General features: G+C 48.5%; 24 protein-coding genes. 12 read left to right on the top strand and 12 right to left on the bottom strand.

All coding sequences use genetic code 11. The annotated features are described in order from the left end of the window. Positions 1–78 precede the first annotated feature (78 nt). Both ACE5KN_RS02650 and ACE5KN_RS02645 read left to right on the top strand, forming a co-directional pair. Positions 79–1,887, top strand: coding sequence for a cache domain-containing sensor histidine kinase (locus ACE5KN_RS02650; RefSeq protein WP_375533024.1), 1,809 nt, complete (start codon positions 79–81; stop codon positions 1,885–1,887). Further along, positions 1,884–3,524 carry a response regulator transcription factor gene (locus ACE5KN_RS02645; RefSeq protein WP_375526966.1) on the top strand — a complete coding sequence of 547 codons (1,641 nt, stop codon included), beginning with the start codon at positions 1,884–1,886 and terminating at the stop codon, positions 3,522–3,524. The genes ACE5KN_RS02650 and ACE5KN_RS02645 overlap by 4 nt, the downstream gene beginning before the upstream one ends. Before the next feature lie 101 nt (positions 3,525–3,625). Here the strand turns inward: ACE5KN_RS02645 and ACE5KN_RS02640 are convergent, their stop codons facing one another. Then, positions 3,626–4,594 carry a S8 family peptidase gene (locus tag ACE5KN_RS02640; RefSeq protein WP_375526965.1) on the bottom strand — a complete coding sequence of 323 codons (969 nt, stop codon included), beginning with the start codon at positions 4,592–4,594 and terminating at the stop codon, positions 3,626–3,628. 286 nt (positions 4,595–4,880) lie between these two features. On the opposite strand from ACE5KN_RS02640, the gene ACE5KN_RS02635 reads away from it, so the two are divergent. From ACE5KN_RS02635 to ACE5KN_RS02625, 3 genes are read left to right on the top strand one after another with little or no spacing between them, the layout of a single operon-like run. Beyond that, positions 4,881–5,753, top strand: a complete 873-nt coding sequence (locus ACE5KN_RS02635; RefSeq protein ID WP_375526964.1) for a WXG100 family type VII secretion target — start codon at positions 4,881–4,883, stop codon at positions 5,751–5,753. 13 nt (positions 5,754–5,766) lie between these two features. Further along, positions 5,767–5,967: a hypothetical protein gene (locus tag ACE5KN_RS02630; RefSeq protein WP_375526963.1), complete on the top strand. Its 201-nt coding sequence runs from the start codon at positions 5,767–5,769 to the stop codon at positions 5,965–5,967. A gap of 4 nt (positions 5,968–5,971) precedes the next feature. Beyond that, positions 5,972–6,259 carry a DUF4176 domain-containing protein gene (locus tag ACE5KN_RS02625; RefSeq protein WP_375526962.1) on the top strand — a complete coding sequence of 96 codons (288 nt, stop codon included), beginning with the start codon at positions 5,972–5,974 and terminating at the stop codon, positions 6,257–6,259. A 64-nt stretch (positions 6,260–6,323) separates the two neighbouring features. Here the strand turns inward: ACE5KN_RS02625 and ACE5KN_RS02620 are convergent, their stop codons facing one another. From ACE5KN_RS02620 to ACE5KN_RS02610, 3 genes are all read right to left on the bottom strand, one after another. Continuing rightward, positions 6,324–6,794 carry a ribosomal maturation YjgA family protein gene (locus tag ACE5KN_RS02620; RefSeq protein ID WP_375526961.1) on the bottom strand — a complete coding sequence of 157 codons (471 nt, stop codon included), beginning with the start codon at positions 6,792–6,794 and terminating at the stop codon, positions 6,324–6,326. Positions 6,795–6,988: 194 nt separating this feature from the next. After that, on the bottom strand, positions 6,989–7,804 hold the full coding sequence (locus tag ACE5KN_RS02615; protein WP_375526960.1) for an endonuclease/exonuclease/phosphatase family protein: 816 nt from the start codon (positions 7,802–7,804) through the stop codon (positions 6,989–6,991). A gap of 3 nt (positions 7,805–7,807) precedes the next feature. Further along, positions 7,808–9,475: a PTS transporter subunit IIBC gene (locus ACE5KN_RS02610; RefSeq protein WP_375526959.1), complete on the bottom strand. Its 1,668-nt coding sequence runs from the start codon at positions 9,473–9,475 to the stop codon at positions 7,808–7,810. A 355-nt stretch (positions 9,476–9,830) separates the two neighbouring features. Here ACE5KN_RS02610 and ACE5KN_RS02605 point away from each other — a divergent pair, with 355 nt between their 5' ends. The 3 genes from ACE5KN_RS02605 (at position 9,831) to pgmB (ending at position 14,029) form a co-directional block, all read left to right on the top strand. Continuing rightward, positions 9,831–10,844 (top strand): LacI family DNA-binding transcriptional regulator, encoded by a 1,014-nt coding sequence (locus tag ACE5KN_RS02605; protein WP_375526958.1) that lies wholly within the window; start codon positions 9,831–9,833, stop codon positions 10,842–10,844. A 219-nt stretch (positions 10,845–11,063) separates the two neighbouring features. After that, the gene (gene mdxK, locus ACE5KN_RS02600) at positions 11,064–13,346 is read left to right on the top strand and encodes a maltose phosphorylase MdxK (protein WP_375526957.1); all 2,283 of its coding nucleotides are present in this window, start codon (positions 11,064–11,066) and stop codon (positions 13,344–13,346) included. A 20-nt stretch (positions 13,347–13,366) separates the two neighbouring features. Beyond that, positions 13,367–14,029 carry a beta-phosphoglucomutase gene (gene pgmB / locus ACE5KN_RS02595; protein ID WP_375526956.1) on the top strand — a complete coding sequence of 221 codons (663 nt, stop codon included), beginning with the start codon at positions 13,367–13,369 and terminating at the stop codon, positions 14,027–14,029. A gap of 62 nt (positions 14,030–14,091) precedes the next feature. Here pgmB and ACE5KN_RS02590 read toward each other — a convergent pair whose 3' ends face one another. From ACE5KN_RS02590 to ACE5KN_RS02580, 3 genes are read right to left on the bottom strand one after another with little or no spacing between them, the layout of a single operon-like run. After that, on the bottom strand, positions 14,092–14,574 hold the full coding sequence (locus ACE5KN_RS02590; protein WP_375526955.1) for a GNAT family N-acetyltransferase: 483 nt from the start codon (positions 14,572–14,574) through the stop codon (positions 14,092–14,094). Positions 14,575–14,634: 60 nt separating this feature from the next. Further along, positions 14,635–15,447: a GNAT family N-acetyltransferase gene (locus ACE5KN_RS02585; protein ID WP_375526954.1), complete on the bottom strand. Its 813-nt coding sequence runs from the start codon at positions 15,445–15,447 to the stop codon at positions 14,635–14,637. Positions 15,448–15,461: 14 nt separating this feature from the next. Continuing rightward, the gene (locus ACE5KN_RS02580) at positions 15,462–15,875 is read right to left on the bottom strand and encodes a VOC family protein (protein WP_375526953.1); all 414 of its coding nucleotides are present in this window, start codon (positions 15,873–15,875) and stop codon (positions 15,462–15,464) included. A 157-nt stretch (positions 15,876–16,032) separates the two neighbouring features. On the opposite strand from ACE5KN_RS02580, the gene ACE5KN_RS02575 reads away from it, so the two are divergent. Then, complete coding sequence (locus ACE5KN_RS02575) at positions 16,033–16,548, top strand: VUT family protein (RefSeq protein ID WP_375527006.1); 516 nt, start codon at positions 16,033–16,035, stop codon at positions 16,546–16,548. Between the two features lie 152 nt (positions 16,549–16,700). Next, on the top strand, positions 16,701–17,528 hold the full coding sequence (locus tag ACE5KN_RS02570) for an alpha/beta fold hydrolase (RefSeq protein ID WP_375526952.1): 828 nt from the start codon (positions 16,701–16,703) through the stop codon (positions 17,526–17,528). A 28-nt stretch (positions 17,529–17,556) separates the two neighbouring features. Here ACE5KN_RS02570 and ACE5KN_RS02565 read toward each other — a convergent pair whose 3' ends face one another. Both ACE5KN_RS02565 and murI read right to left on the bottom strand, forming a co-directional pair. Beyond that, positions 17,557–18,303 carry a metallophosphoesterase family protein gene (locus tag ACE5KN_RS02565; RefSeq protein WP_375526951.1) on the bottom strand — a complete coding sequence of 249 codons (747 nt, stop codon included), beginning with the start codon at positions 18,301–18,303 and terminating at the stop codon, positions 17,557–17,559. Between the two features lie 34 nt (positions 18,304–18,337). Continuing rightward, complete coding sequence (gene murI, locus ACE5KN_RS02560) at positions 18,338–19,114, bottom strand: glutamate racemase (protein ID WP_375526950.1); 777 nt, start codon at positions 19,112–19,114, stop codon at positions 18,338–18,340. A gap of 266 nt (positions 19,115–19,380) precedes the next feature. Between murI and ACE5KN_RS02555 the strand changes: the two genes are divergently transcribed. Further along, positions 19,381–20,007: an FMN-dependent NADH-azoreductase gene (locus tag ACE5KN_RS02555; RefSeq protein ID WP_375526949.1), complete on the top strand. Its 627-nt coding sequence runs from the start codon at positions 19,381–19,383 to the stop codon at positions 20,005–20,007. A gap of 134 nt (positions 20,008–20,141) precedes the next feature. Here ACE5KN_RS02555 and ACE5KN_RS02550 read toward each other — a convergent pair whose 3' ends face one another. Further along, a complete protein-coding gene (locus ACE5KN_RS02550) occupies positions 20,142–20,714 on the bottom strand; it encodes a TetR/AcrR family transcriptional regulator (protein WP_375526948.1) in 573 nt (190 codons plus the stop codon). A 209-nt stretch (positions 20,715–20,923) separates the two neighbouring features. On the opposite strand from ACE5KN_RS02550, the gene ACE5KN_RS02545 reads away from it, so the two are divergent. Next, positions 20,924–21,862, top strand: coding sequence for a ketopantoate reductase family protein (locus tag ACE5KN_RS02545; protein WP_375526947.1), 939 nt, complete (start codon positions 20,924–20,926; stop codon positions 21,860–21,862). Positions 21,863–22,038: 176 nt separating this feature from the next. On the opposite strand, the gene ACE5KN_RS02540 is transcribed toward ACE5KN_RS02545, so the two are convergent. Together ACE5KN_RS02540 and ACE5KN_RS02535 are read right to left on the bottom strand one after the other, a co-directional pair. Continuing rightward, a complete protein-coding gene (locus ACE5KN_RS02540) occupies positions 22,039–22,545 on the bottom strand; it encodes a hypothetical protein (protein ID WP_375526946.1) in 507 nt (168 codons plus the stop codon). 150 nt (positions 22,546–22,695) lie between these two features. Further along, positions 22,696–22,851 (bottom strand): hypothetical protein, encoded by a 156-nt coding sequence (locus ACE5KN_RS02535; protein ID WP_375526945.1) that lies wholly within the window; start codon positions 22,849–22,851, stop codon positions 22,696–22,698. Between the last annotated feature and the right edge of the window lie 137 nt (positions 22,852–22,988).

Here is a 22,988-nt window from a genome sequence, read left to right as displayed (position 1 = left end):
TATGATTGGAACAAGCCTGAGCAAACACCTACTGAGGTGAACACTCAGGTGCAATTTATTGATCGGGAGCGAAGCGACTTGAAATGGAACAGTATCCGCACCAAGCTGATCGTCTTTATGCTGCTGGCGACAATTCTTCCCATTGTGGTAACCATGTTCATTACTTATTCATACACGACACAATCGCTGCGAACGCGGGTCGCCCAGGAAGATGCCAACCTGCTGTACCAGGGTGGACGCAACCTTAGCCGCCTGCTGGACGACCTGAACCGCAGTTCATCCAGCATATATGGCATTTCCAATCTGCTGCAGGCCGGCTATGAAGACCCCCAGAGCAATTCGCAGGTTTATGCCGTGTTATCCGGCATTTCACGCTCCGTTCCGGATGTTTTTCAAGTGTATCTATACGAAAATTTGAGCCGCAAAGCGACACTCGTTACGCTGAACACACCGCAGCGGAATTATAATATCGCCCCTTTCGTCGATTCGGTGGGCAACAGTCAGCACAGTGTATGGGTACAGGAAAGTCATATGAGCCATGCGTACGGACTGACTTCCATTCAGCCGAGATATCCTTCGGAGCCGGTGTTTACGCTTCATCGCAAAATCGAGAGAGTCCCCTCGAGCGCCATCATCGGCTACCTGGCCATCGACGTCAAACTATCGGCTTTGAGCAGCATTGTTGACCAGTTATATGAACAAAACCGCGAGAAAATCTACATTCTCGACGACAAGGGCAACATGGTTTACACCGACGATCAAAATATGCTGGGCCAGCCGCTCCGGGAGCAGTGGTATGCCGAGCAAATTGCCCGCTCGCCGAATTCCAGCGGAAACTTCGAGCAGGACGGGAACATCTTCGCCTATCAGCGGATTTCCAGTCTCGCGACCCACTGGACGCTGGTCAAGCAGGTTCCAGTCTCTTACCTGACTCTTGAAGCGAACCGCGCAGCCTTCATCAATATATTGGTGCTGGCGGTATCACTCATCATTATCGTTGCCGCCACGGTCATTATTTCGCTGCGCATCACCGCTCCGATCAAGCGGCTGGGCCGCTACATGGACCAGATTCAATCCGGTAACCTGAACGTCGATATCCAGCCGGCGGGACAAGATGAAATCGGCGCAGTGATGCTGCGGTTCCGCGGCATGATGGATACGATCAACAATCTGATCCTGCGGGAATACAGGCTCGAGCTGGCGAACAAGACAAACCAGCTTAAAGCGATGCAGGCGCAGATCAATCCGCATTTTCTCAACAACACGCTGCAGATTATCGGCACGCTGGCATTGGAACTGAATGTTCCGCGCATTTACGCCCTCCTCTCCGCATTGGCGAAAATGATGCACTACAGTATGCATTACGAGGACAAGCACGTCACACTGCGCGATGAGCTGGAGCATGTCAAGGCGTATATCGAGCTGCAAAAGGAGCGGTTTGAAAACCGTTTCATTTTCCGCTACGATGTGGAAGAGCGGTTGCTGGATTTACCGATGCCGAAAATGATCCTGCAGCCGATCGTTGAAAACTACTTTAAGCACGGATTGGAGCGGTCCGCCGTGAACGGCGAAATCATCCTGCTCGCCAGCGCGATGGCGGAGGGAGGGGTCAGGATCACAGTACAGAATAACGGAAATAAGATCCCCGAAGCGAGGCTTCTGCAGCTGCAGTGGGAATTGGCCCAATGGCCGCCCCCGGGTAGCCATCCGCTTGATACGGGACAAAATGCGAAGTGGCCTTCCATCGGACTTGCCAACGTGCTCGCCCGGCTCAAGCTGTTCAGCGGCGACACGGCTTCGCTGAGCATCGGTAATTTGCATCCGGCAGGCGTGAAAATCACCTTGCATATCGCGGAGAAAGACATAACGGAGAGTGAAGATCATTGAGAGCACTCATTGTGGATGATGAAGCCAGAGTAAGGAAAGCGGTCCGGCTGCTCGTGGATTGGGAAGAGCACGGCATACAGGAAGTAGCCGAAGCGGGAAGCGGGAACGAAGCGATCGAGCTGATCCGGCATAACAAACCGGAGTTGGTGATTACGGATATGCTGATGGATGCCGGAAACGGTTTGGAGCTGATGACTTGGATTAGCGAGTTTGCCGAAAGTGTCAAATTTATTGTTGTAAGCGGACACAATGATTTTGAATTGGTTCGCAGCACCGTCCGCCATGGGGGAATCGACTACATTCTCAAGCCTATCGACGCGGAGGCCATCAATGCTGCGGTAGCCAAGGCGGTGGCGGATTGGCGGGCGGAAGAACGTGAACGCGTCGATCAGCGGCAGCAAAATATCCGGCTTAACGAAATCAGACCGGTGTATGGGGAGAAGCTGCTGTCTTCACTGATCAATGATTCCAATACGGCCGAATCGTCGTTGCGCCGTCTGCGCGCGGATGGGGTCATTCCGGAACTGACCGATACGGTCCGCTTGCTGCTGCTGCAGGTGGATGCCGATGATGGGCCGCTGCTGCAGCGTTTCGGCAAGAATAGCGATTTGCTGCATTTTTCTATCATTAACATTTGCAATGAGTTCCTGCCCCCGCACCGCCGCGGCATTGCCTTCAAGTATTGGGGCGCATCGGACGAAATTATCCTTTTGCTGTGGAGCGGGCACGAAGCCGTGGCAGAACTGATTGAAAGGGTCAATCAGGGCTTGTTCCACACGCTCCAGCGCCGCATGCACTTTGGTGTTGCTGCCGCAGGCGCGCTGCCGCAGAGCCTCCCCGGCCAGTATGCGGAAGCCGGCCTGGCTATCCGGCGCCGCAATTTGCTGCGCGGGGACAATTATCTCCATACCTTGCTGACCGAATCGCAAGACGCAGGCAGGGTCGGAGATGTGTCACGTCTGCGTTTTGCCGATGTGCAGGAGGATTGGAAAATAGCTGTATTAAGCGGCGGGAACGAGCAGCGGATTGCCGCCGCAGCACAGAAATGGATCGATGGGCTCAGCCACGGCGGTATTGTGACACCCGAAATGCTCGATCAATGGCGGTCGGACACCCTTTCCTTCCGCGAGCGGCTGCTGCGGGAGACGCTGGGCGATGACGCCGGCACAGTACTGACCGCACTGCTACAGGAGGATCAGCAGCATCGTGCGCCCAACACCAACGCCTATTCCTTTTCGCTCTTTGCCTGGCGTGATTGGGCCGTCGACCTGATGAACCGCATGTCTCGAGCCATCAGCGAGCGGCAAGCCAAGGAAAAATACGTGATCGGGGACATTATCAAATACATCGATCAGCACTACACGTCAGAGTTGTCTCTGCAGGAAATCGCCAGCCGCTTTTTTGTCAGCCGGGAATACATCTCCCGCAAATTCAAACAGGAATTTGGCATCAACTTCTCCGACTACCTGTCCAAATACCGTATCGAGAAGGCCAAGCTGCTCATGCTTAACCCCAACCTGAAAATTTCGCAAATCGCCGAAATGGTTGGCATTCACGACGTAAAATACTTCAGCAAGGTGTTCAAAAAACTGGAAGGCGTCTCACCCAAGGAGTACCGCCACAAGCTCCCGTCTTAAGCGGTTATCGGCAGATGGCTCGATTGTAAAACCGGGCACACATTCCGTCCATTAAAAAAACGGCTCTCCCACCTTGGGGGAGAACCGCTATATACTTTATTTTAAGATTCAAGACTGATCAACTGGGAGACCACCTTCGATTCAAAGATTCTGGACAGTTCTTCAGCAACGGTTAAATAAAGCAATCCGTTGCCCTCCAGCTTCGGCGAGTTGCCAAGCGGCACCGTCCGCTTGATCAGTTGGGCGTACAGCTCCGGTTCGGTTAAATTTCGTTCGAATGCGGCATTCGCAAGCACCTTGATCAGTGCCAATGCGCCGCTGACATGCGGAGTCGCCATCGAAGTTCCGCTCAGCGTGGCGTATTTGCCGCGCAGGAAAGTGGACAGAATCTTCTCCCCTGGAGCTACCAAATCAACCTCATTGTTGGAGTTCGAAAAGTCGGAAGATTGCCGGTCAAGGTTAACCGCCCCCACACTTATAACTTCGTTATATGCCCCTGGATACCCGAATTCATCGGTGGAATCTCTGCCATCCCCCTCATTGCCAGCGGCGCAAACGACAAGAATGTTGGAGTCCACCGCCTTTTTAATGGCCGTATGGAGCTCTTCCACATCTTCCGGGCCGCCAAGGGACATGGAGATAATATCCGCCTGCTGCTCAATGGCATAATAGATCCCGTCGATGATCCATTCATACGCACCTGAACCGTTGCGGTCCAATACTTTGACGATCAGAAGCTCCGCCTCTGGCGCCACTCCGACCACACCTTTTGCATTTTGCACCGCCGCAATGGTGCCGGCCACGTGGGTGCCGTGACCGTTATAATCGGTGTAGTTATCCGGGTCGCCGCCGTCATCATGGGTAAAGTTTTTGCCTCCCACAATCCGGTCTTGCAAATCAGGATGAGTCGTTTCGCAGCCGGTGTCCAGTATGGCTACCTTGATGCCTTTTCCTTTGGTCTTGTCCCAAATCTTAGGAGCCTGAATCAACTCAATCCCGGCTGGCACTTCATTAACAGCTTCCAACTGCTCCACAACCCGATAAGGAATGACATTCATTGTCCGCTTCATCTTATCCCTCCTGATATTTTGAGATTGATTTGATTCTACTAAATTTTAACAGATTATCAATTGTTTTCACAGGGACTTGTGTCTTAAATTATATATTTCTATGAAAAACTTCTTACAATTATATGCTTCTTTGGTCCGAATATGCCTCAAGCGGCTAGTTCAGTAGTTTTAAAATCCATATTTCCCCTTACATGTAAGGAAGAATGTGGTACAGTATTTCTTGGTATCTTTTCACTAAAGAAATCAATCACGCAAGAAAACAGATCACCAAGGAGCGTTCAACCTCATGTCCAGTCGTATTCAAGTTACTCCGGAACAGCTAGAAAAAGTATCTTCACAATTCGGGCAAGCCTATCAGCAAAGCAATCAGATGGTTCTTCGTCTTCAGCAGAGCATTCAGCAAATAGAAAGCCAATGGGAAGGAATGACCAGAGAGCGGTTTTATGCAGAATATGTGGAAGCAAAAAGCCGTATGAGCGCTTTTGTAGCAAGTTTACATAACGTACAGATGGAACTGCAGCAGATCGCTGATAAATTCCGCAGCACGGATGCCTCAGCAGACAACAGCGCAGCAACCATGCAAGCCTCCATGCTTGCAGGCGGCAGCGCCGCTGCCGGAGGCACTGTTCTCGCTGCAAGCAAGGCAAAAGATGACAGTCAGAATATTAAGGTACAGCTGAATCCCGAAGGCTCTGTCAGAGGGTTTACCGGAAAAAATCTTCAGGAAAAGCTAATGAACGGTGTGGAGGCAAGCGGTACTTTAGATCATAATGCCAATAAATATCTGTACGGAGACGTCCTGACAGGCAGCGCCAGTGCAAGCGGAAAATCAGGATTGTCAGCAGAGGGCTCTATCGTGAAATCAGGCTTCACCAGCAGTTACGCCGAGGGCTCCGTCAGTTTGGCCAACGCTTCTGTCGAAGCCTCAGTCAAGGATGGCAATGTGTCAGTGGGGGCCGAGGCCACACTGGTTAAGTACGACGGCGGCATAAGTATACCTCTGCCTTGGACGGATAAGGAGTTAAAAATCGGCGGTTCAGCCTCGCTCGGCACAGTCGGAGCTTCAGCCGAAATTGGCAAGGATGGCCTGAAGTTCCATCTGCCGCTTGGCCCCGGTGCCAGTCTTGTCGGTGTAGGCGGTTCAATTTCTGTGGAATAGGGGGAAGCAGCGTATGAATGGCAAACAAAAAAGATTTAAAACCGTTATGATGATCATCGCCATAGCAGGTATACTGGGTACGGTCATTCCAAATTTGCTGGAGACAAGCTATTCCCCCGCGGAGAAGACGGTCATCTGCCTTGCCTATCTCATCGGAATTCCACTGGTCTGCTCAGTCATATACTGGGTGGGCAAAAAAGTATTGAGAGGTTGATAAGATGGAAAATATGGAACAAAACCTGCTGCCGATCGGCTCTGTCGTCAAGTTTAAAGACTGGGATCAGACGCTCATGATTTACGGACGCATGCAAACGGACTCCGAAACGCTGAAGCGCTGGGATTATGTCGCCTGCTTTTATCCGCATGGCAACATCGCTCCTGACTCGAATATATTTTTCAATCATAAGGATATTTCCGAGGTGGTGTTCCGGGGGTATGAGAACGAAGATGAGCTGGCGTTCCGGCGCGCGCTTGCCGAAGGCATTGCCAGGGCAGAACAGAGTTGAACGAGACAATATAAAAGGATGTCCCAGAAGCTCTACTGACTTGGAGTTTTACGGCCCCTTTTGCTTATTCACTCGGGATAAAAGGCCCGCAGTTTTTCCCGCGTACCGTCTTCCCTTTAACAGCCAGGTCTAAAGCAGCTGCCAGACCCATCCCAACGGTATAACGCAGCAGATCGATCACCAAAAAGCCACGTCCCAGCACCAAAGCCCCCAACACCGTGCTTCTCAGCCCATTTAGCCAATCCGTCTGGATCAGCTGGCTGAACTCTATGGCAAAACAAAACAGCAAACTCAACAGTGTGGTAGTGAACAGTCTTTGCCGTACAAAGAGGGCCCGAAAACAAAAGTAAATCATTGCAGCCCATAAGGCATCGCCTGCGTGTCTGGCAATAAAAGCAGGGAGCTCTTCTGCAAAAACACGCGAAGCCAATCCCAGGAGCATCGTAAGAAGGGCTGCAGCGGCGTAAATGAGTCTTTGTTTTAATTGAAAACTATTGCTGCTGTATCTGCCCGTATTTTGGCCACTATCAAGCATCCGCTACCGCTTCCTTTTTTAAAAATGTAGTATTTTCAACCAAGAGCAATCTTTTGAATTACAATATGTAAACGGCTTCCAAGCGATTATGACTCATGCGCCAATGAAATTCAACCACGTTTGGGAATACATATTGTAACAAAAAAGGCAGCCGATCATCGGCTGCCTTTCAAGTGCCAGTTATATTTTCAGTATTATAATTGGACGGCTAATCCAAAGTGATCGGAAACAACCGGGCCGCGTTTACCGTCAAGCACCACTCTTGCGCTTTTTACTGGAAGACGGCGGTTACTGAACACGTAATCGATGCGCAAATTCTCCGTGGAATTCTCCCAGCCCGCGATAGCTTTGACGACCGTAAACCCTTCATCTTTCTCTGCGGCCATTACATAGCAGTCATGCCACCCGCTCCCGGTTACATAGTCGTACCCTTCCCCTTTCCTGTGCGCTGCATTGTTAAAATCCCCCATGATAAAGGCCGCTTGATCGCCAATACGTCCGAACACATCAAGGCACCTATCCCACTGCGCTTTAAACGGCTCTTCATCGCCCCACCATCCATAGTGGCCGTTGATAAACCAGGTCTCCTGTCCTGAAACGGCCGTTTTGATTGCGAGTATTTTGCGAGTCCGGTAATTGTCATAATCCCTTATGTCAGAAACATACGCAGAGAAGGCATCCAGAATCGGCGTTCTGGACAAAATGGCCAGGCCTTCATCATATGTCCCAAAACCTAAATGTACCGGAATATACGTCCAGTAATACTTTATGCCAAGCTGTTTGTGCAGCAGATAGGCATAATTATCAGCTTTGATCACGCTGTTCTCATCGATTCTGTGAAAATGGGCCAGTTCGGCCGAAGAAACAGATCTCTCACCGAGAGACTGATTTACCTCCTGGAAGGCCATCATATCGAAATTTTGTTCATCTATAAAACCGGCCAGCTGCGAAATCTTCTTGAGCTGATCCTCTTCCATCCAGGCATGCGTATTCAGAGTGAACAGCTTCATCTTTCATCCCCCCAGCCTGTCTTGAATATCGGATTTCAGCACGTCAGCCTTCGGACCATAAATCGCCTGGATCCCGTTATCCTTTTTGATCAGACCAAGCGCGCCGAGCTTTTTCCACTCCTCCGCATTCCCTACAGCGTCTACGTCGTTCACTGTGATCCGCAAACGTGTCATACAGGCATCCACGTCCACAATGTTCCCTGAGCCGCCAAGCATCTTGATAATTTGCGCCGGAAGATCGTCACCACTGCTTGCAGCAGCCGGTGCGTTATCATTGGCGGAGTCCTGGATCTGCACATTTTTATCGGCTTCTTCATCCGTATAATTCCCAAGACGTCCGGGAGTGGCTAATTTGAATTTGCCTATCATAAAGTAAGCGATAAAATACGATGCCGCGAAAAATACAAGCACAGCAATGACAAAGTTAATGATATCCGCAACCAAACCCGCATGTATCGACAGCGGTAATCTGGTAAGAAGCTCGATCATCCCGAAGGAATGAAGCCTCAAGTTGATCATATCTGCCAAACCAAATGCAAGACCCGTAATAACAGCATATATACCATACAGCAAAGGTGCGGCAAACATAAACATAAATTCAAGCGGTTCTGTAACTCCTGTCAAAAATACGGCGAGAGCGGCAGAAACAAACATGGATTTGTATTTGGGACGCTTATCCTTGTCCACACGCCGATACATGGCAAGTGCAACCCCCATTAATATCCCCGCTCCGGCAATCATCTGACCTACCTTAAATCGGGCCGGCGTTACCGTATCGAGCAGGTGCTGATAAGCTGCAGGATCCGTTCCTTTCAGGTTCGCAAGATCGCTTGCCCACGCCAGCCAAAGCGGATCCTGTCCAGCTACCGTGCTGCCTGCGTTGCTGCCTGTGAGCACGGTATAGACACCGCCAAGCTGTGTGTAATTGACCGGAATGGTAAGCATGTGGTGAAGACCGAACGGCAGCAGCAGACGCTCCAGCGTCCCATACAGAAAAGGCGCGATAAAGGGCGCAGACTCGCTTGAAGCAGCAAGCCATTTGCCGAAGCCGTTAATTCCTGTTTGAATAAACGGCCAAAATGCAGCCATAATGACAGCGATGATGACAGACCATAGAATGACCACAAAGGGTACGAACCGTTTGCCGTTGAAAAAGGCCAGGGCTTCCGGCAATTTACGATAGTTATAATACTTATTGTAAATGACGGCTCCGGCAAACCCGGAAATAATGCCTACAAATACCCCCATATTCAGTGCAGGGGCGCCCAGCACCGAGGTGAAATAACCATTAACCAGGATGGTTTGACCAAACAATGTCGTTGTTGTGGCCCCTTCCCGGGTTAACATATCCGAAGAAACACCAAGTACGGTTCCGGTCGTAATGTTAATCAATATAAATGCCAGCAGCGCTGCAAAGGCGCCGCCTGCTCTATCTTTCGCCCACGATCCCCCGATGGCGACGGCGAACAAAATGTGCAGGTTATTAATCACTGCCCAACCGAGGTTCTCCATCACTCCCCCGACGGTGGTGAAGAAGGCGATATCGCCGGCAAACATCGCGATTACCTTTCCCAGAGAGATCATAATTCCTGCAGCAGGCATAACGGCAACAACAACAAGCAGTGCTTTTCCGAATTTTTGCCAAAACTCAAATGACAGCAGTTTTTTCATTCTCTTACCCTCTTAATTAATTTTTTTTTTGCAACCAGCACCATCCGTAACATTGTTACCGCATTCAGAAATCCCTTACAAAAATGTATGTATTGCCCCACCTGTACACCTAAAAACGCGAACCGAATATTAAGCGGTTACAACGTTGCTTTACAATTGCGCCATCTCGCCAATAAAAACACTTTGCTACTAAAGCAGATTCAGTGCAATCGGTTGCATTGATATTATAAGATTAATCTCATTCTTTTGGCAACCCTTTTCTTGAAGCGTTGGATTGAATAGACTTACGTTGTCTTTTGCAGCCAGGAATGTGTATGATAAATTAAAAGTTAATTCAATAAAAGGAGATCAGGCGATGGCGGTAACAATTAAAGATATTGCTAAACGCGCGAATGTTGCTACTTCCACCGTGTCCCGTGTCATTCAGGACAGTCCCAAGATCAGCGAGGCAACCAAGGCGCGTGTCCGCAGGGAAATGAAAGCGCTTGGCTACGAGCCGAACTATTCCGCGCAAAGCCTGGCGAACCGGATGACACAATCCCTTGGTATTATCATGCCTGAGGCTGATGTTGCAATTTTCCAAAATCCGTTCTTTCTAGAGAGCATTCGCGGAATCAGTGACTTGACCAATGAAAAGAACTATACGATGGCGCTTGTAACCGGGAAAACAGACGAGGAGCTCTTATCCCGGGTAAAAACGATGAGAAGAGCCAACCGTGTGGACGGTTTTATCGTCCTCTACTCCAAGCCCGACGATCCGATTGTCGACTTTCTCCATAACGAAAAAATAGCATACACGGTTATTGGCAAACCCCAGCAATATGTAAGCGAAACCACACATGTGGATAATGATAATTATCAGGCAGGCAAAGACGTCGTATGCTACCTGATGGAGCTTGGCCACAAGCATATTGCTTATGTAGGGGCCGACTTGGAACGAACTGTTCATAAAGAGCGGGTTCGCGGCTATCGTCAGGCGCTCGAAGAGGCCGGCATGACGGTGAATCCGCATTATATTTTCGGATCAGAATTCACTGATGATGATATAAGCGAATTATTCCGGCTGCAGCCCCCTCCGACCGCCATCGTTGTCGGTGACGATATGATCGCCATGTCCCTGCAGAGAGCGCTGCATCGGATCGGCATCCGAATGCCGGAGGCATGCTCGCTCATAAGTTTCAACAACTTGATCCTGGCCGATATGATGAACCCTCCTCTCACTTCCGTCGATATCGATATTTTCAAGCTGGGGTATCAGGCAGCCAAAAGCTTAATCGAAAAAATTCAAGACCCTGAAGAAGTGACCAAGCACATCATCATCCCCCATCGAATCGTGGAACGCGCATCCTGCTCCCGAATCGAAGAATAACCCCCTTCCACCGAGAACGATACCGTTATAAAAAGCTGCTTGCTGGTTTATGCCCGCAAGCAGTTTTTTCAATTGACAGTGCAATCGGTTGCACTATATACTCATATCGCCATCCAATAATTACACTTGCAATTGAAATCCCGCATGACTGAACAACTGCTCTCACTCCAAAATTTCACACATCATTCATGAGAGTTTTACACTCTGAGGAGGATTTACATGTCGTACAAACGCATTTTTGACACTGATGCCTGGAAGCTGTGCACGAACGTCCTGCACAAAGAAGATATGCGCCTGCAGGAGAGCCTGACTTCGATTGGCAATGGATATATGGGACTGCGCGGTAATTTTGAAGAATCCTATTCCGGAGATCATCACCAGGGCACTTATATTGCCGGGGTATGGTTCCCGGATAAAACCAAGGTCGGCTGGTGGAAGAACGGTTACCCCCACTATTTTGGCAAGGTGATCAACGCCATGAACTTCATCGGGATTCGTGTCCTGGTCAACGGACAGGAAGTGGACCTGTACCGGGATAAGGTAACGGATTTCTATCAGGAGCTTGATATGAAAGAAGGTATCTTGCGGCGCTCCTTTACTGTGAACGGGCAGGTACGAATCGAGACCGAACGCTTTCTCAGCATTACCGTCTTGGAGCTGTGCTTAATCGATTACCGTGTTACGAATTTGACAAACAAACCTCTCAACGTAGAGCTCATCCCTTATCTGGACGGGAATACCCGGAATGAAGATGCCAATTACGACGAAACCTTCTGGCTGGAGGCGGAGCGTAAAACCGGTGACCCATTTGTAAGCCTTGCCGCAATTACAAAAGACAATCCGTTTGGCATTGAACGCTTTACAGTCAATGCAACGATGGGAATGATAACCGATCATTCATCATCTAAAACCTCTGAAGAAGCAGTTCTCTACATGGCACTCCGCAATGAATACAACGTGCTGCCTGGCGCCACGGCGGGTCTGCAGAAATTCGTGGCGGTTACGACCTCGCGGGATATGGACGAGGAACAATTAATCCCGGCGGCTGAACGTATCGCAGGTTATGCTATGGAAAAAGGCTATCAACAGTTGAAGCAGGAGCATATTGACGCATGGGAGAAACGCTGGGAAAAATCGGATATCGAAATCGCCGGGGATATAGAAGCACAGCAAGGCATCCGTTTTAACATCTTCCAGCTTTTCTCGACCTATTACGGTCATGACGAGCGGCTGAATATCGGGCCGAAGGGTTTCACCGGAGAGAAGTACGGGGGCGCAACTTACTGGGATACCGAAGCTTATGCGGTCCCTATGTATCTGGCTCTCGCTGACAAAAGCATCACAGAGAACTTGCTCCGTTACCGTTACAACCAATTGGATGGCGCTCGTCACAATGCCAAACAGCAAGGCTTGAAGGGTGCGCTTTATCCGATGGTGACCTTCACAGGTGTCGAGTGTCATAACGAATGGGAAATTACGTTTGAAGAAATTCACCGTAACGGCGCAATTGCCTATGCGATCTATAACTATACGAACTATACCGGAGACGACAGTTATCTCATCAATGAAGGCATTGAAGTGCTGGTAGAAATCAGCCGTTTCTGGGCGGACCGGGTACATTTCTCCAAGCGCACGAATCAATACATGATTCACGGTGTAACCGGCCCCAATGAATATGAGAATAACGTAAACAACAACTGGTACACCAATACCATAGCAGCCTGGGTATTGAAATATACATTATCAAGCCTTCTCAAGGTACCGGAAGCCCGGAAGCAGGAATTGGGAGTGGCGGAAGTAGAGCTTGCGAAGTGGCAGGACATTATCGAACAAATGTACTTTCCGTATGATGAAGAGCTTGGCGTTTTTGTTCAGCATGACACCTTCCTGGATAAAGACCTGCGTCCCGTATCTTCCTTGAAGAAAGAAGATCTTCCGCTGAACCAGAAATGGTCGTGGGATAAGATCCTGCGTTCTCCGTTCATTAAACAGGCCGACGTATTACAGGGAATTTATTTCTTTGGGGATCAATTTACGTTGGTGGAAAAAGAGCGAAATTTCGAATTTTACGAGCCAATGACGGTGCATGAATCTTCACTCTCTCCTTCCATCCATGCCGTGCTTGCAGCAGAGCTGAAAATGGAAGAAAAAGCGGTTGAAATGTACAAACGCACGGCGCGTCTTGATTTGGATAATTACAATAATGACACCGAGGACGGTCTGCACATTACTTCGATGACGGGAAGCTGGCTTGCCATTGTGCAAGGCTTTGCCGGTATGCGCACCTATAACGGAACACTCAGCTTTTCGCCATTTTTGCCTAAATGCTGGAACCGTTACAGCTTTCATATCAACTATCAGGATCGTCTGCTTAATATCAGCGTGGAAGAAGCGGGGGTCAAAATTGCGCTATTGTCCGGTAAACCCCTGACAATTGAGCTGTACGGCAAAGAAACGCTTATTACCAGTGATGAACCGCTGGTGACCCAAATCGCATCCTGACGCAGAAAGCAGGTAAACACATGAGAGCAGTCATTTTTGATCTTGACGGAGTCATTACGGATACAGCGGAATACCACTATCTTGCCTGGAAAAGTCTTGCGGAGGAGCTCGGCCTTCCCTTCAACAAAGACTTTAACGAAAAACTGAAAGGAATAAGCAGAATGGAGTCCCTGGAGCTGGTTCTTTCGCTTGACCAAGGCTCTTATTCTGAAGAGCAAAAGCTCCAGCTTGCAGCCAAGAAAAACGATCTTTACAAAACCATGATTGCCCAAGTAACTCCTGCAGATCTCTTACCAGGGATCGAAAAATTGCTGAAAGAGCTGAAAGAAGCGGGGCTGCTTACAGCACTGGCTTCGGCGAGCAAAAATGCCTCCTTTATTCTGGATCGGCTGGAAGTGGCGCATTATTTTGACCATATTGTTGATGTGGCACTCATTCGGCAGGGCAAACCGGACCCGGAGATATTCCTTACCGCTGCTGCCAAGCTGGGGGTGGCACCTGCGGACTGTGTCGGTATTGAGGATGCAGAGGCAGGGATTCAATCCATTCTTGCAGCAGGCATGTTTGCAGTAGGTGTAGGCACACCCGCAAAAATGCAGCAAGCGGACCTGATTGTCTCTTCGACAGAGAGGCTTTCTCTCTCTTTACTGCAATCAAGCTTCATTAAGAAAGCCTTAAGTTAACTATGGTAGCTGCCCTCCACCTTTAAGCTCAGTGAAGGTGGATGGCTTCTTGCACTATTAAATCAGAGCCCAAGCTGCAGAGCGTATATATGCTGTGATCCATATTTGCCCTCAATCTCTCTCCCGGTATCCGTAAAGCCTGACTTCAAATATGCCTGTTGGGCCGGCTCGTTTCTTTTATTCACCGCCAGTACAACTTTTCTAACTCCTTTATAATACTTCTCTATAAAAGCAGGGAGCCGCAGTAAGGACTGCCGCGCATAGCCTCTGCCCTGGTCCTCGTGATTGATGGCAAAAGCCCGCAGCAGCACAGCATGAGGGTCCGGTGTGAAAGCTGCTATATCCGGACCGATGTGCAGGACAAAAAAACCGACAGGCTTTGCTCCAGCCACAATCACAACAGGCGTTCGGTTCGGGTCTGTAAGCGCCAAATCCAGCGCTTCTGCCGGCAGTGCCGTAAATTGCGCCTGTTCTTCAGGCAGCTCAAAATTCATTAACTGCTCCCGATATTTCTCCTCATATACTACCAGTTGAACGTCGCCCATCTTGTTGAATCTCCTTTTTTCGTATAGCGCGCATCATATCTTCTTCAAAACTCTTGTTTATTATCGTTGTGACCATATTGCTTTGACATAACCTATTTTCATCCCGGTATGCTCCATATTACGGTGGCTTTGCGATAAAAAGGCGCACTGCGAGACTACCAGATTACTGTCCGCTGCAGTCGCCTCTTCGATTCTCCTTTTCAATAGCATGCGGTGCAGCCCCTGATTGCGGTATGAGGGAAGTGTTCCGGCGAATGTTAACGATGCCGCTCCTCCCTTCAGATACATGACTGCAGCCGCAGCCGGAGCGCCGTTGACAAGTGCCAGGTAAAATCTCCAGCCAGGACGGTCATACAACACCCGGTTATTCTCCGCAACATGTGGAATCCCTGCATCCGGCAGCCCTGTTGACCGGCAATGTATTGTTGCGTAATCAGTAAATTCAGCTTCCCGTACTCTTTCAATGGTGATCCGTTCATCTGTTTTCTCTTCGGGAATAAAAGGTTTTGTTGTATACATCGCAGTATGAAAACCGGAGTGATAGAAGCCACGCACAGCAAGCTGCACTAGGAGCTCCTGATTTACCAGCGAAGGAACAATTTCAAACTGGGCCTTGCGGTCCTTGGATTGATGGAAACGGATGATATCTTCCAAAACTTCAATGTCTTGGTCCCTTAACCCTTTAACTGTATTGAAAGTAGGCCAGTGCATCGTACGGCTGTAGTAGGCGACAGCATTTCCGAATTTATGGATCTCCACGCCCTCCGGATTGCCCGGCTTCTCACGAATCGCCTGCATTCTGTCTATCATATAGTCGATTTCAGATTGCTCTATTTCCTCGATTAGCTGCCGTGTTGGCAATGTCAGATCCATAGCGATCCTCCGGGTTATTTTTTTACAAGACGTTCAGGATCGTCCTTTTCCAGCTTTCGCTTATCCTCGCAAATCATCAGGACATTGCCGTCCGGGTCCCTGAACGTAAAGAAGGATATATTCTCATGCACTTCGATGCCGGTCACAATCTCGATTCCTTTTCCGGTCACCCATTCATAGGATGCCTGCAGGTCACAGGTCTCGAAAAAGAACTGTGTCTTCTGGTTCACGCTTCGTTCTCCTTTGTGGTTGCTGTCAAGAATCACCCCTGTGCCGCCGTCCATTTCCAGATCATAAATGGTTCCTTCGTGACTGGACGAACGGACAGGAAGGCCCAACAAGTCGCTGTACCATGCGATAGCCCTTTTCATATCCGTTACGTGAATAAATACAGCACCTAGCTTGTTCATCACCGGACTGTTCCCCATTTTGGCTCCTCCTCATGTACCAAGGTTCTATTAACCTATCATACCACGGCTGTTCCGTTATTTGGAAACGGATTCTTCATTATACTCTTTACAAATCAGGATTCCCGATATAACCTAAATAAGTTGTGCACAATCAGAACATGGAGGGACTACATTGCTGCGAATTTTCCTTTATATAGCATCCATCGTCATCGCAAACGTCGTTACCGCCAGCTTTGCTCCGCTGGTGTTTGGAAATTTCATCGTGCCCATGGGGACGGTATTTATCGGAGCGACATTCATATTCCGGGACCTGGTGCAGCAGCATTATGGACGTCTGAATGCCTACAAGGTCATTGCGGTAGCGCTGCTGATTTCTGCCTTGACGTCATGGCTGCTGGGGGACACGCTGTGGATTGTATTTGCGAGCGCAATTACATTCATCTTTTCGGAGACATTCGATACTGAGGTGTTTACCCGGCTTAAAGGATCTTTTCAGAAAAAGGTACTGGTCAGCGGAACCGTCGGGGGCATCATCGATTCCGGTCTGTTCGTCATCATTGGATTATCCCCGCTTGGTGCCAATTTTTTGCCCTGGGCACTCGTGTCCTACGCCATATTGGGACAAGCTGTTGTCAAGACGGTTATGCAACTGCTCGGCTTCCTTGTATTGAAAAGCCTTCGGTGTGTTTAATATTCAAAATAAAAGTGCGACAGTGAAAGCTGCCGCACTTTTATTTTTTGTCCAAGGCTATTGAATCCGAATTTATACCGACTCCCCAGGTTTAATTCATCTCAATTCAAAGCACACTGTATTATTAACTATATTACAGGAGCGGAGAAATTATGGGACGATATATACAGGCAGAGAAGGATGTAAAAATTTTTGTCGAAGATATCGGGAACGGGACACCGGTTATTTTTGTGCACGGCTGGCCTCTTAATCATCTTATATTCGAATATCAGTACACCTTTCTGGCCGCCAGAGGTTACCGCTGCATAGGCATTGATCTGCGCGGCTTCGGCAAGTCGGATGCTCCATGGGAGGGATACAGCTACGACCATATGGCAGATGATCTGCGTGCTGTTATAGATGAGCTGCAATTGGAAAATGCTGTGCTTGTAGGCTATTCCATGGGCGGAGCGGTGGCGGTGCGATATATGGCCCGTCATCATGAACACGGTATTTCGCGGCTTCTGCTCGCTGTGCCTGCGACACCGTCGTTCACACAGCGGGATGATTTTCCTTATGGCACGGACCCGGATGTACTGAACAAACAACTGATCGAAACTGCCATGAAAGACAGGCCTGCCATGCTGGCCAAGGTTGGATTGAAAGTGATCAAAGCCAGAGCCCGTCCGGCCCTGATGGTGTGGCTCGGCTCTCTTTGTCTGCAGGCGTCACATCACGGAACGGTCAAAGCAGCAGCCGCACTAAGGGACGAAGACCTTCGTCAGGATCTTGCCCGCATCACAGTTCCGACAGTTATCTTCCAAGGTAAAAAGGATAAGATCTGCAAGCTCGAGCTCACAGAAAAAACCTGCCTCGGCATCCGCGGATCACGTATCGTTTGCTTTGAAAACAGCGGACATGCGCTGATGTTTGACGAGCAGGATAAATTTAACGAAGAGCTGCTCGCGTTTCTTGAGGATAAAGAGATTCAAGTCCGCTGAATATCCCTGTCAGAACTTTACTACCTCTCTATACCAGAGCTCTTCCCGTTCGAATAGCCACCGCATAGTCATGTCTGCCGTTGCTCTCGGCAATGGAGGCAGCCTCATTCCAATCGTACGGCAGCATGACATGCTCGATTCTCCACGCCTCCCCTTCCGCCGTTCTTGAACAGACGACATAATCCGCATAAGGCGATAGTGATTCCATGGCGTGAGACTGAGGCTCCTCCTCATAATAAGCTGGCAGTCCAACGCTCCCTACGTTGATCACCAGCTTGCCGTCAGGCAGATAGACGCTCTTGACCTGGTGGCTGTGACCGCAAAATATGTAACTCTGCTTGATTTCATTCAGCTCGGCGGCAAGCACGATGCCTTTCTTATACCCTACCTTGCCGTTCTCAAGCTGTTCAAGCAGGTAGATACTGTTGGAAAACGGGGTGCCGTGACAGAACAGCAGGTCCTCGAATATCCAAGTTTTGTGAAATTCTTCAATCCACTGCAGCACTTCTGCTGCAAGCAGCGGTTTGACAAACTTGAAGGTGGGAGACTCACTTGCTTCCTGCAGCAGCGCTTCATCACAATTGCCCATAATATGTACAGCATTCTCCAGTTCCCTAAGCAGTTCAGCTGTACCAACAGGATCGATGGGTCCGAACAGACTGTCACCCAGATTCACAATCAGGTCCGCCCCGCGTTTCTTAATGTCGGACAGCACAGCACGCAGAGCAGTGCTGTTGCTGTGAATATCAGATATTATGGCTATCGTGTTATACATGGCCATCCTCCCAACTTGTTCTACCCCTGCCCGGTTAGTTCTGCAGACGATTGAAGATATCGAAAGCTTTTTCCATTTTCACGATATAAGCAGGGTCATCGCTGGAACACATAAATTGAATCCGCCCCTGTCCTTCGCCGCCGCCCACGTCCTTCAAACAGAGCACATTTCTTAATCTGCTGACTGTTCCCCTGCTTCCGTCAATGATTTCGATATGGCCGGGAAGCAGCTCGCGTAGAATTTCTTTATAAAAAGGATAATGCGTACAGCCGAGAACGACCGTTCCATAAGCGTTCAGATCGATACCAGCCAATTTCCCCCAAAAATAATCCGCTATTTCGGTACGGTCAAAATTCAGATTTTCACAGTAGCCGACAAGCTCCGGCAGCGGCAGTGAATCCACACTTCCATGGTCGTCAACCCGCGCTACCAGCTCGTTGTATTTGGACTGCGAAAGCGTCAAGGGCGTTGCGAACACCAGCACTCTTTTCCCGCTGTTCCGGTTCATCTCCACCGCAGGCTTCACGGCTGGCTCCATCCCGATAATCGGAATGCTGTAGATCTTTCTGAGCTCCGCTGCAGCAATGCTGGTCGCCGTATTGCAGGCAATGACCAGCGCTTGCACCTCTTCACGAACGATACGGTCAGCCGCATCAAGCACGTATTCCATCACCTGGTCCTTCGATTTCGTGCCGTAAGGCACATGAAGGGTATCCGCAAAATACAAAAAGTTTTCCTGCGGCAGTTGTTTAACCGCTTCGGACAGCACAGTGATCCCGCCAATGCCCGAGTCAAAAAATGCGATTGTCATATTCGTCACCTTGCATCATATATTTCCCCTGAGTCAAGCGCCGTTTTTATCAATATGGCACGGCAGCACCATGAGGCAAATTTCATTTTAACATATTCCGTCCCTGTCGGCTTCGATCAATATATGTTCGCTTTTTTTACAACCATTTTACTTAGTTTAAAAAAGAAAGTGACTTTTAAAAAATTATATTATGAATTATTGTTGACAGCTATAAAGTTTATCATTTATTATTCAAATATACTTTTATTATATGGAGGCTAATTCACATGTCCAAAGTATTATTCGTGAAAGCTAATGACCGCACAGCGGAAGAATCTGCAACGGTTAAACTTTATAACGCATTTTATGAAAGCTACAAAGCATCCCATCCTGACGACGAAATCACCGTACTGGATCTTCACAATGTAGAGCTGCCTTACCTGAACGCTGCCATGATCAACGGCCGCTTCAAGCTTGCTAACGGAATGGAGACTACTGCTGAAGAAGCTCGTCTGGCAAACATCGCCAACGAATACCTGGATCAGTTCCTTGCTGCCGATAAAGTCGTATTTGCCTTCCCGCTCTGGAATCTGACTGTACCTGCGGTACTGCATACTTACATCGACTACCTGAACCTCGCTGGCAAAACGTTCAAGTACACTGCTGAAGGTCCTGTTGGTCTCGTAACGGACACGAAGGTAGCCCTGCTGAACGCAAGAGGCGGATTCTACTCCGAAGGCCCAATGGCTTCCTGGGAAATGTCCGTCAACTTTGTGAGCAATATCATGACTTTCTTCGGTGTGAAGGATATTACCAAAATCGTGCTCGAAGGACATAACGCTACTCCTGATAAAGCTCAGGAAATTGTTGAAGAAGCAGTTAAAAATGCTGCTGAAGCTGCAGTTAACTTCTAATCCGATCATACAGCTTTCCGGGCCTGGCCGGTTCACGGCCGGCCTGTTTTTAATATAAATATAAAGGCCGAAAAGCCGGCAGACCGGATGGTTTTCATCCGGTCTGCCGGCTTTTTCGTGGTTGAACAGTTTATCTATGGACGTCCAATGAGCCCAAACAAGAGAAGCTGACTAAGCTCCGCCATTTTCTCTGTGTAGTTTCCGCTTTTCGCCCAGTTGGATTGAATCGTGCCGATCGCATCCAGCAATTCCAATATGGTTTCAAGTGAAACAGAAGCAGCAATAGCTCCTTCCCTTTTCCCCAGCTCAATAAACTCCTGTAAGATTTCGATCCTGATCTGATTTGTATTTTCGCTGTACAGGCTTGATAACGTCTGATCTTCCACCGCACCCGGCGAACTAAGCAGCTGGTAATCTTGCTCGGAGCATATTTCAAAAGCCTTTATCAGCTTGTCTTTAAAATCAATGTCTTGATGCAGGATTTCCTTCGCCATACGCACGGTATTTTCCATCAGGACATTTGCGCATTTTTTGACAACCCCTTCTTTGCTGCCAAAATAGTTATAAAGCGAGACCGACGATACCCCCGATTCAGCCTCAATGTCTTTGACACTGACTTGCACAAAACCCTTTTCTTTAAACAGCTTCAGCGCCGCCTGCACGATTGCCTCCTTCTTCTTCTGTGTTCTGATCTCGAATTTGTTCATATTGTTTTCACATCCCGCGTCCATTAGGTAAGTTCACTATACCATAAATCGAAATGTTTTTAAATTTTATGAAGTAAATTTAAAAACTTATTGACGATCAGCGAGCATTATGGCTATACTCATGTTGCGGTATTTTTTAAATATATCGACTTATATTTAAAAACTTTATTCCAAATCTGCTTTTGTGAATGATAGGGAGGATTCTTTTTATGAACATATTAATTTACGGTGCAGGAGTTCTGGGAAGCCATTTGGCTCATGAACTGGTCCGTGGAGGCAACCACGTTACGATGCTGGCCAGAGGACAGCGGCTGAAGGAGCTGCGGAGTAACGGCAGTGTGCTCCGTCATTATTTTCAATTCCGCACCACGGTGGATAAAGTCAATGTGATCAGTGAGCTGCGGCCGGAGGATGTGTATGATCTGATTTTTGTCGTAATGAAATACCCGCATTTTCAAGCGGTACTGCCTGCTCTTGCAGCCAATCACAGCCGTCATATCGTGATCGTGGGCAATAATGCAAGCCCGCATGAGATGCGTGATTATTTACAGGCAAACAGCCCTGTTCAGAAAAAGATCGCTTTTGCTTTTATCGCAGGCGCCGGGTGGAAGGAGAAGGGCCGGGTGGTCAGTATACATGGCCCAAAGGGGCAAATGACCATCGGGGGGTTAGGCGAAGAGCTGGACTGGCGAGCGGTGATTGACCAGGCGTTTAATGAAGTTAAATTTACACTGAGCTATTATAGCGATATGGAAGAGTGGTTGAAAAGTCACTTCATACTGATTCTGCCGCTGAATTCCATAGCGGCTGTTTATGACGGCGACTATCGCAAGGCCGCCAAAGATCGCAAGCTGCTCAATCAGGTCATGGATGCTCTCGATGAGGGCCATCAGGTATTGGAAAAGCTCGGGTATACTGTTACTCCTGAATTTCAAAAAGATTTACCCCGCAGAAAACGGAAGCTGTTCTATATGGGACTCAAGCTTATGCTGACCACGTCTATCGGTAAAAATATGCTGAGTGACAAGGCAGTATCCCAAGACGAAATGGATGCCCTTCGGCTGGCCTTCAATGAGTTGAAGATCAAAGCGGGCATTCCTACACCAAATTGGGATCGTGTGGTTAGTTATTCTTCTGTCGCCAACTAAACCTCAAGGGAAGCCTTGAAAATCCAGTTTCAAATCAGTAGCAGCAACAGCTTAAGAAGACGATCATAGACAAAAAAACTGCTCATGCTACAATACCCGCATGAGCAGTTTTATTACGAAGCGATTCAAGCAGTAATCGGTGCTTGATGACTCGCCAGTTGTACCCCAGCTTCCGCTTAAGGAATATATTGCTGCACGATTTTCACGATCTTGCCGTCCTTGATTGTAATATGATAAGGAAAGGCAGTCATATCAAGGACATCCGAGCGACTGAACGCTTTTTCCAGCGTCTTCAGTGTGACCTGCTCGTTCCAGTTAATCTCGGTGTCTTCCATCCGTCCGGTTTTATCATATAGTTGAAGAACAACTTCAGCATTGTCAGCAATTTGTACTTTTTCGGTATCTGTTTCATCATTTACGATATAATAACCGTCCGGGGCTTCTGTCATTTCCGGATCGCCTTCCCGTTCGCGGAAGATCTTGTTGGCTTCTTCTCCCTCATACCACTGTATGGGATCGATTTCCACATACACCGATTCACCTACATCCATACGGTTGATAAATACAGTTTCCTGTATTTCTGAAGAAGAAACAGGTTCATAACCCTTGGCGGCCGCTCCGCCTACCGTTCCGGTGACCATAATAAACGTAAGAAGAAAAAGTTTTGCAGCTGTTTTTAGCATATCTGATCTCCCCTTGCAAACTGGGCTGTGGAAAGTCCTTTATACGATTCATTACCCTTCTGCTCCTATCTTAAACGATGTGATGTCCAAAAAAGTTTCAGATTGTCTATAAAACAGTTACATTTTCTTAAGACTTGGTCCTAAATTTTATTATTTAAGCAAATTCAGCTTGCGGGCCTGCTCTTCAGTCAGAATAAATTCCTCATTTTCCCACAGCTCGTCTTCCTCTGATACACCGAACATCAGCATAATTTCATCCCAAATATGCCGTTCCATGGCTTCCTTTTGTGTGATGATGACCTTCATAACGCTTCCTCCTTTTAGGTTCCTGTAAGATAGGGTTACCCTATGTATACCCCGAAATACGAAGGAAGTGCGTGTAGAAAAAGACCGCTATCGAATTTTTTTCGACAGCGGTCCCACCTCCTATGATAATCCGGTAA

The organism is Paenibacillus terreus (assembly GCF_042138595.1).
Classification (GTDB): Bacteria; Bacillota; Bacilli; order Paenibacillales; family Paenibacillaceae; genus Paenibacillus; species Paenibacillus terreus.
The sequence above is the reverse complement of the archived record's forward strand: the minus strand, read 5'-3'. Positions and strand labels throughout refer to the sequence as shown.

Coding starts and splice junctions, on each gene's coding strand:
- ACE5KN_RS02640 (WP_375526965.1), bottom strand. CDS start 4,594: ATGAAGCGGACAATGAATGTCATTCCTTATCGGGTTGTGGAGCAGTTG.
- ACE5KN_RS02635 (WP_375526964.1), top strand. CDS start 4,881: ATGTCCAGTCGTATTCAAGTTACTCCGGAACAGCTAGAAAAAGTATCT.
- ACE5KN_RS02630 (WP_375526963.1), top strand. CDS start 5,767: ATGAATGGCAAACAAAAAAGATTTAAAACCGTTATGATGATCATCGCC.
- ACE5KN_RS02625 (WP_375526962.1), top strand. CDS start 5,972: ATGGAAAATATGGAACAAAACCTGCTGCCGATCGGCTCTGTCGTCAAG.
- ACE5KN_RS02620 (WP_375526961.1), bottom strand. CDS start 6,794: ATGCTTGATAGTGGCCAAAATACGGGCAGATACAGCAGCAATAGTTTT.
- ACE5KN_RS02615 (WP_375526960.1), bottom strand. CDS start 7,804: ATGAAGCTGTTCACTCTGAATACGCATGCCTGGATGGAAGAGGATCAG.
- ACE5KN_RS02610 (WP_375526959.1), bottom strand. CDS start 9,475: ATGAAAAAACTGCTGTCATTTGAGTTTTGGCAAAAATTCGGAAAAGCA.
- ACE5KN_RS02605 (WP_375526958.1), top strand. CDS start 9,831: ATGGCGGTAACAATTAAAGATATTGCTAAACGCGCGAATGTTGCTACT.
- mdxK (WP_375526957.1), top strand. CDS start 11,064: ATGTCGTACAAACGCATTTTTGACACTGATGCCTGGAAGCTGTGCACG.
- pgmB (WP_375526956.1), top strand. CDS start 13,367: ATGAGAGCAGTCATTTTTGATCTTGACGGAGTCATTACGGATACAGCG.
- ACE5KN_RS02590 (WP_375526955.1), bottom strand. CDS start 14,574: ATGGGCGACGTTCAACTGGTAGTATATGAGGAGAAATATCGGGAGCAG.
- ACE5KN_RS02585 (WP_375526954.1), bottom strand. CDS start 15,447: ATGGATCTGACATTGCCAACACGGCAGCTAATCGAGGAAATAGAGCAA.
- ACE5KN_RS02580 (WP_375526953.1), bottom strand. CDS start 15,875: ATGGGGAACAGTCCGGTGATGAACAAGCTAGGTGCTGTATTTATTCAC.
- ACE5KN_RS02570 (WP_375526952.1), top strand. CDS start 16,701: ATGGGACGATATATACAGGCAGAGAAGGATGTAAAAATTTTTGTCGAA.
- ACE5KN_RS02565 (WP_375526951.1), bottom strand. CDS start 18,303: ATGTATAACACGATAGCCATAATATCTGATATTCACAGCAACAGCACT.
- murI (WP_375526950.1), bottom strand. CDS start 19,114: ATGACAATCGCATTTTTTGACTCGGGCATTGGCGGGATCACTGTGCTG.
- ACE5KN_RS02555 (WP_375526949.1), top strand. CDS start 19,381: ATGTCCAAAGTATTATTCGTGAAAGCTAATGACCGCACAGCGGAAGAA.
- ACE5KN_RS02550 (WP_375526948.1), bottom strand. CDS start 20,714: ATGAACAAATTCGAGATCAGAACACAGAAGAAGAAGGAGGCAATCGTG.
- ACE5KN_RS02545 (WP_375526947.1), top strand. CDS start 20,924: ATGAACATATTAATTTACGGTGCAGGAGTTCTGGGAAGCCATTTGGCT.
- ACE5KN_RS02540 (WP_375526946.1), bottom strand. CDS start 22,545: ATGCTAAAAACAGCTGCAAAACTTTTTCTTCTTACGTTTATTATGGTC.
- ACE5KN_RS02535 (WP_375526945.1), bottom strand. CDS start 22,851: ATGAAGGTCATCATCACACAAAAGGAAGCCATGGAACGGCATATTTGG.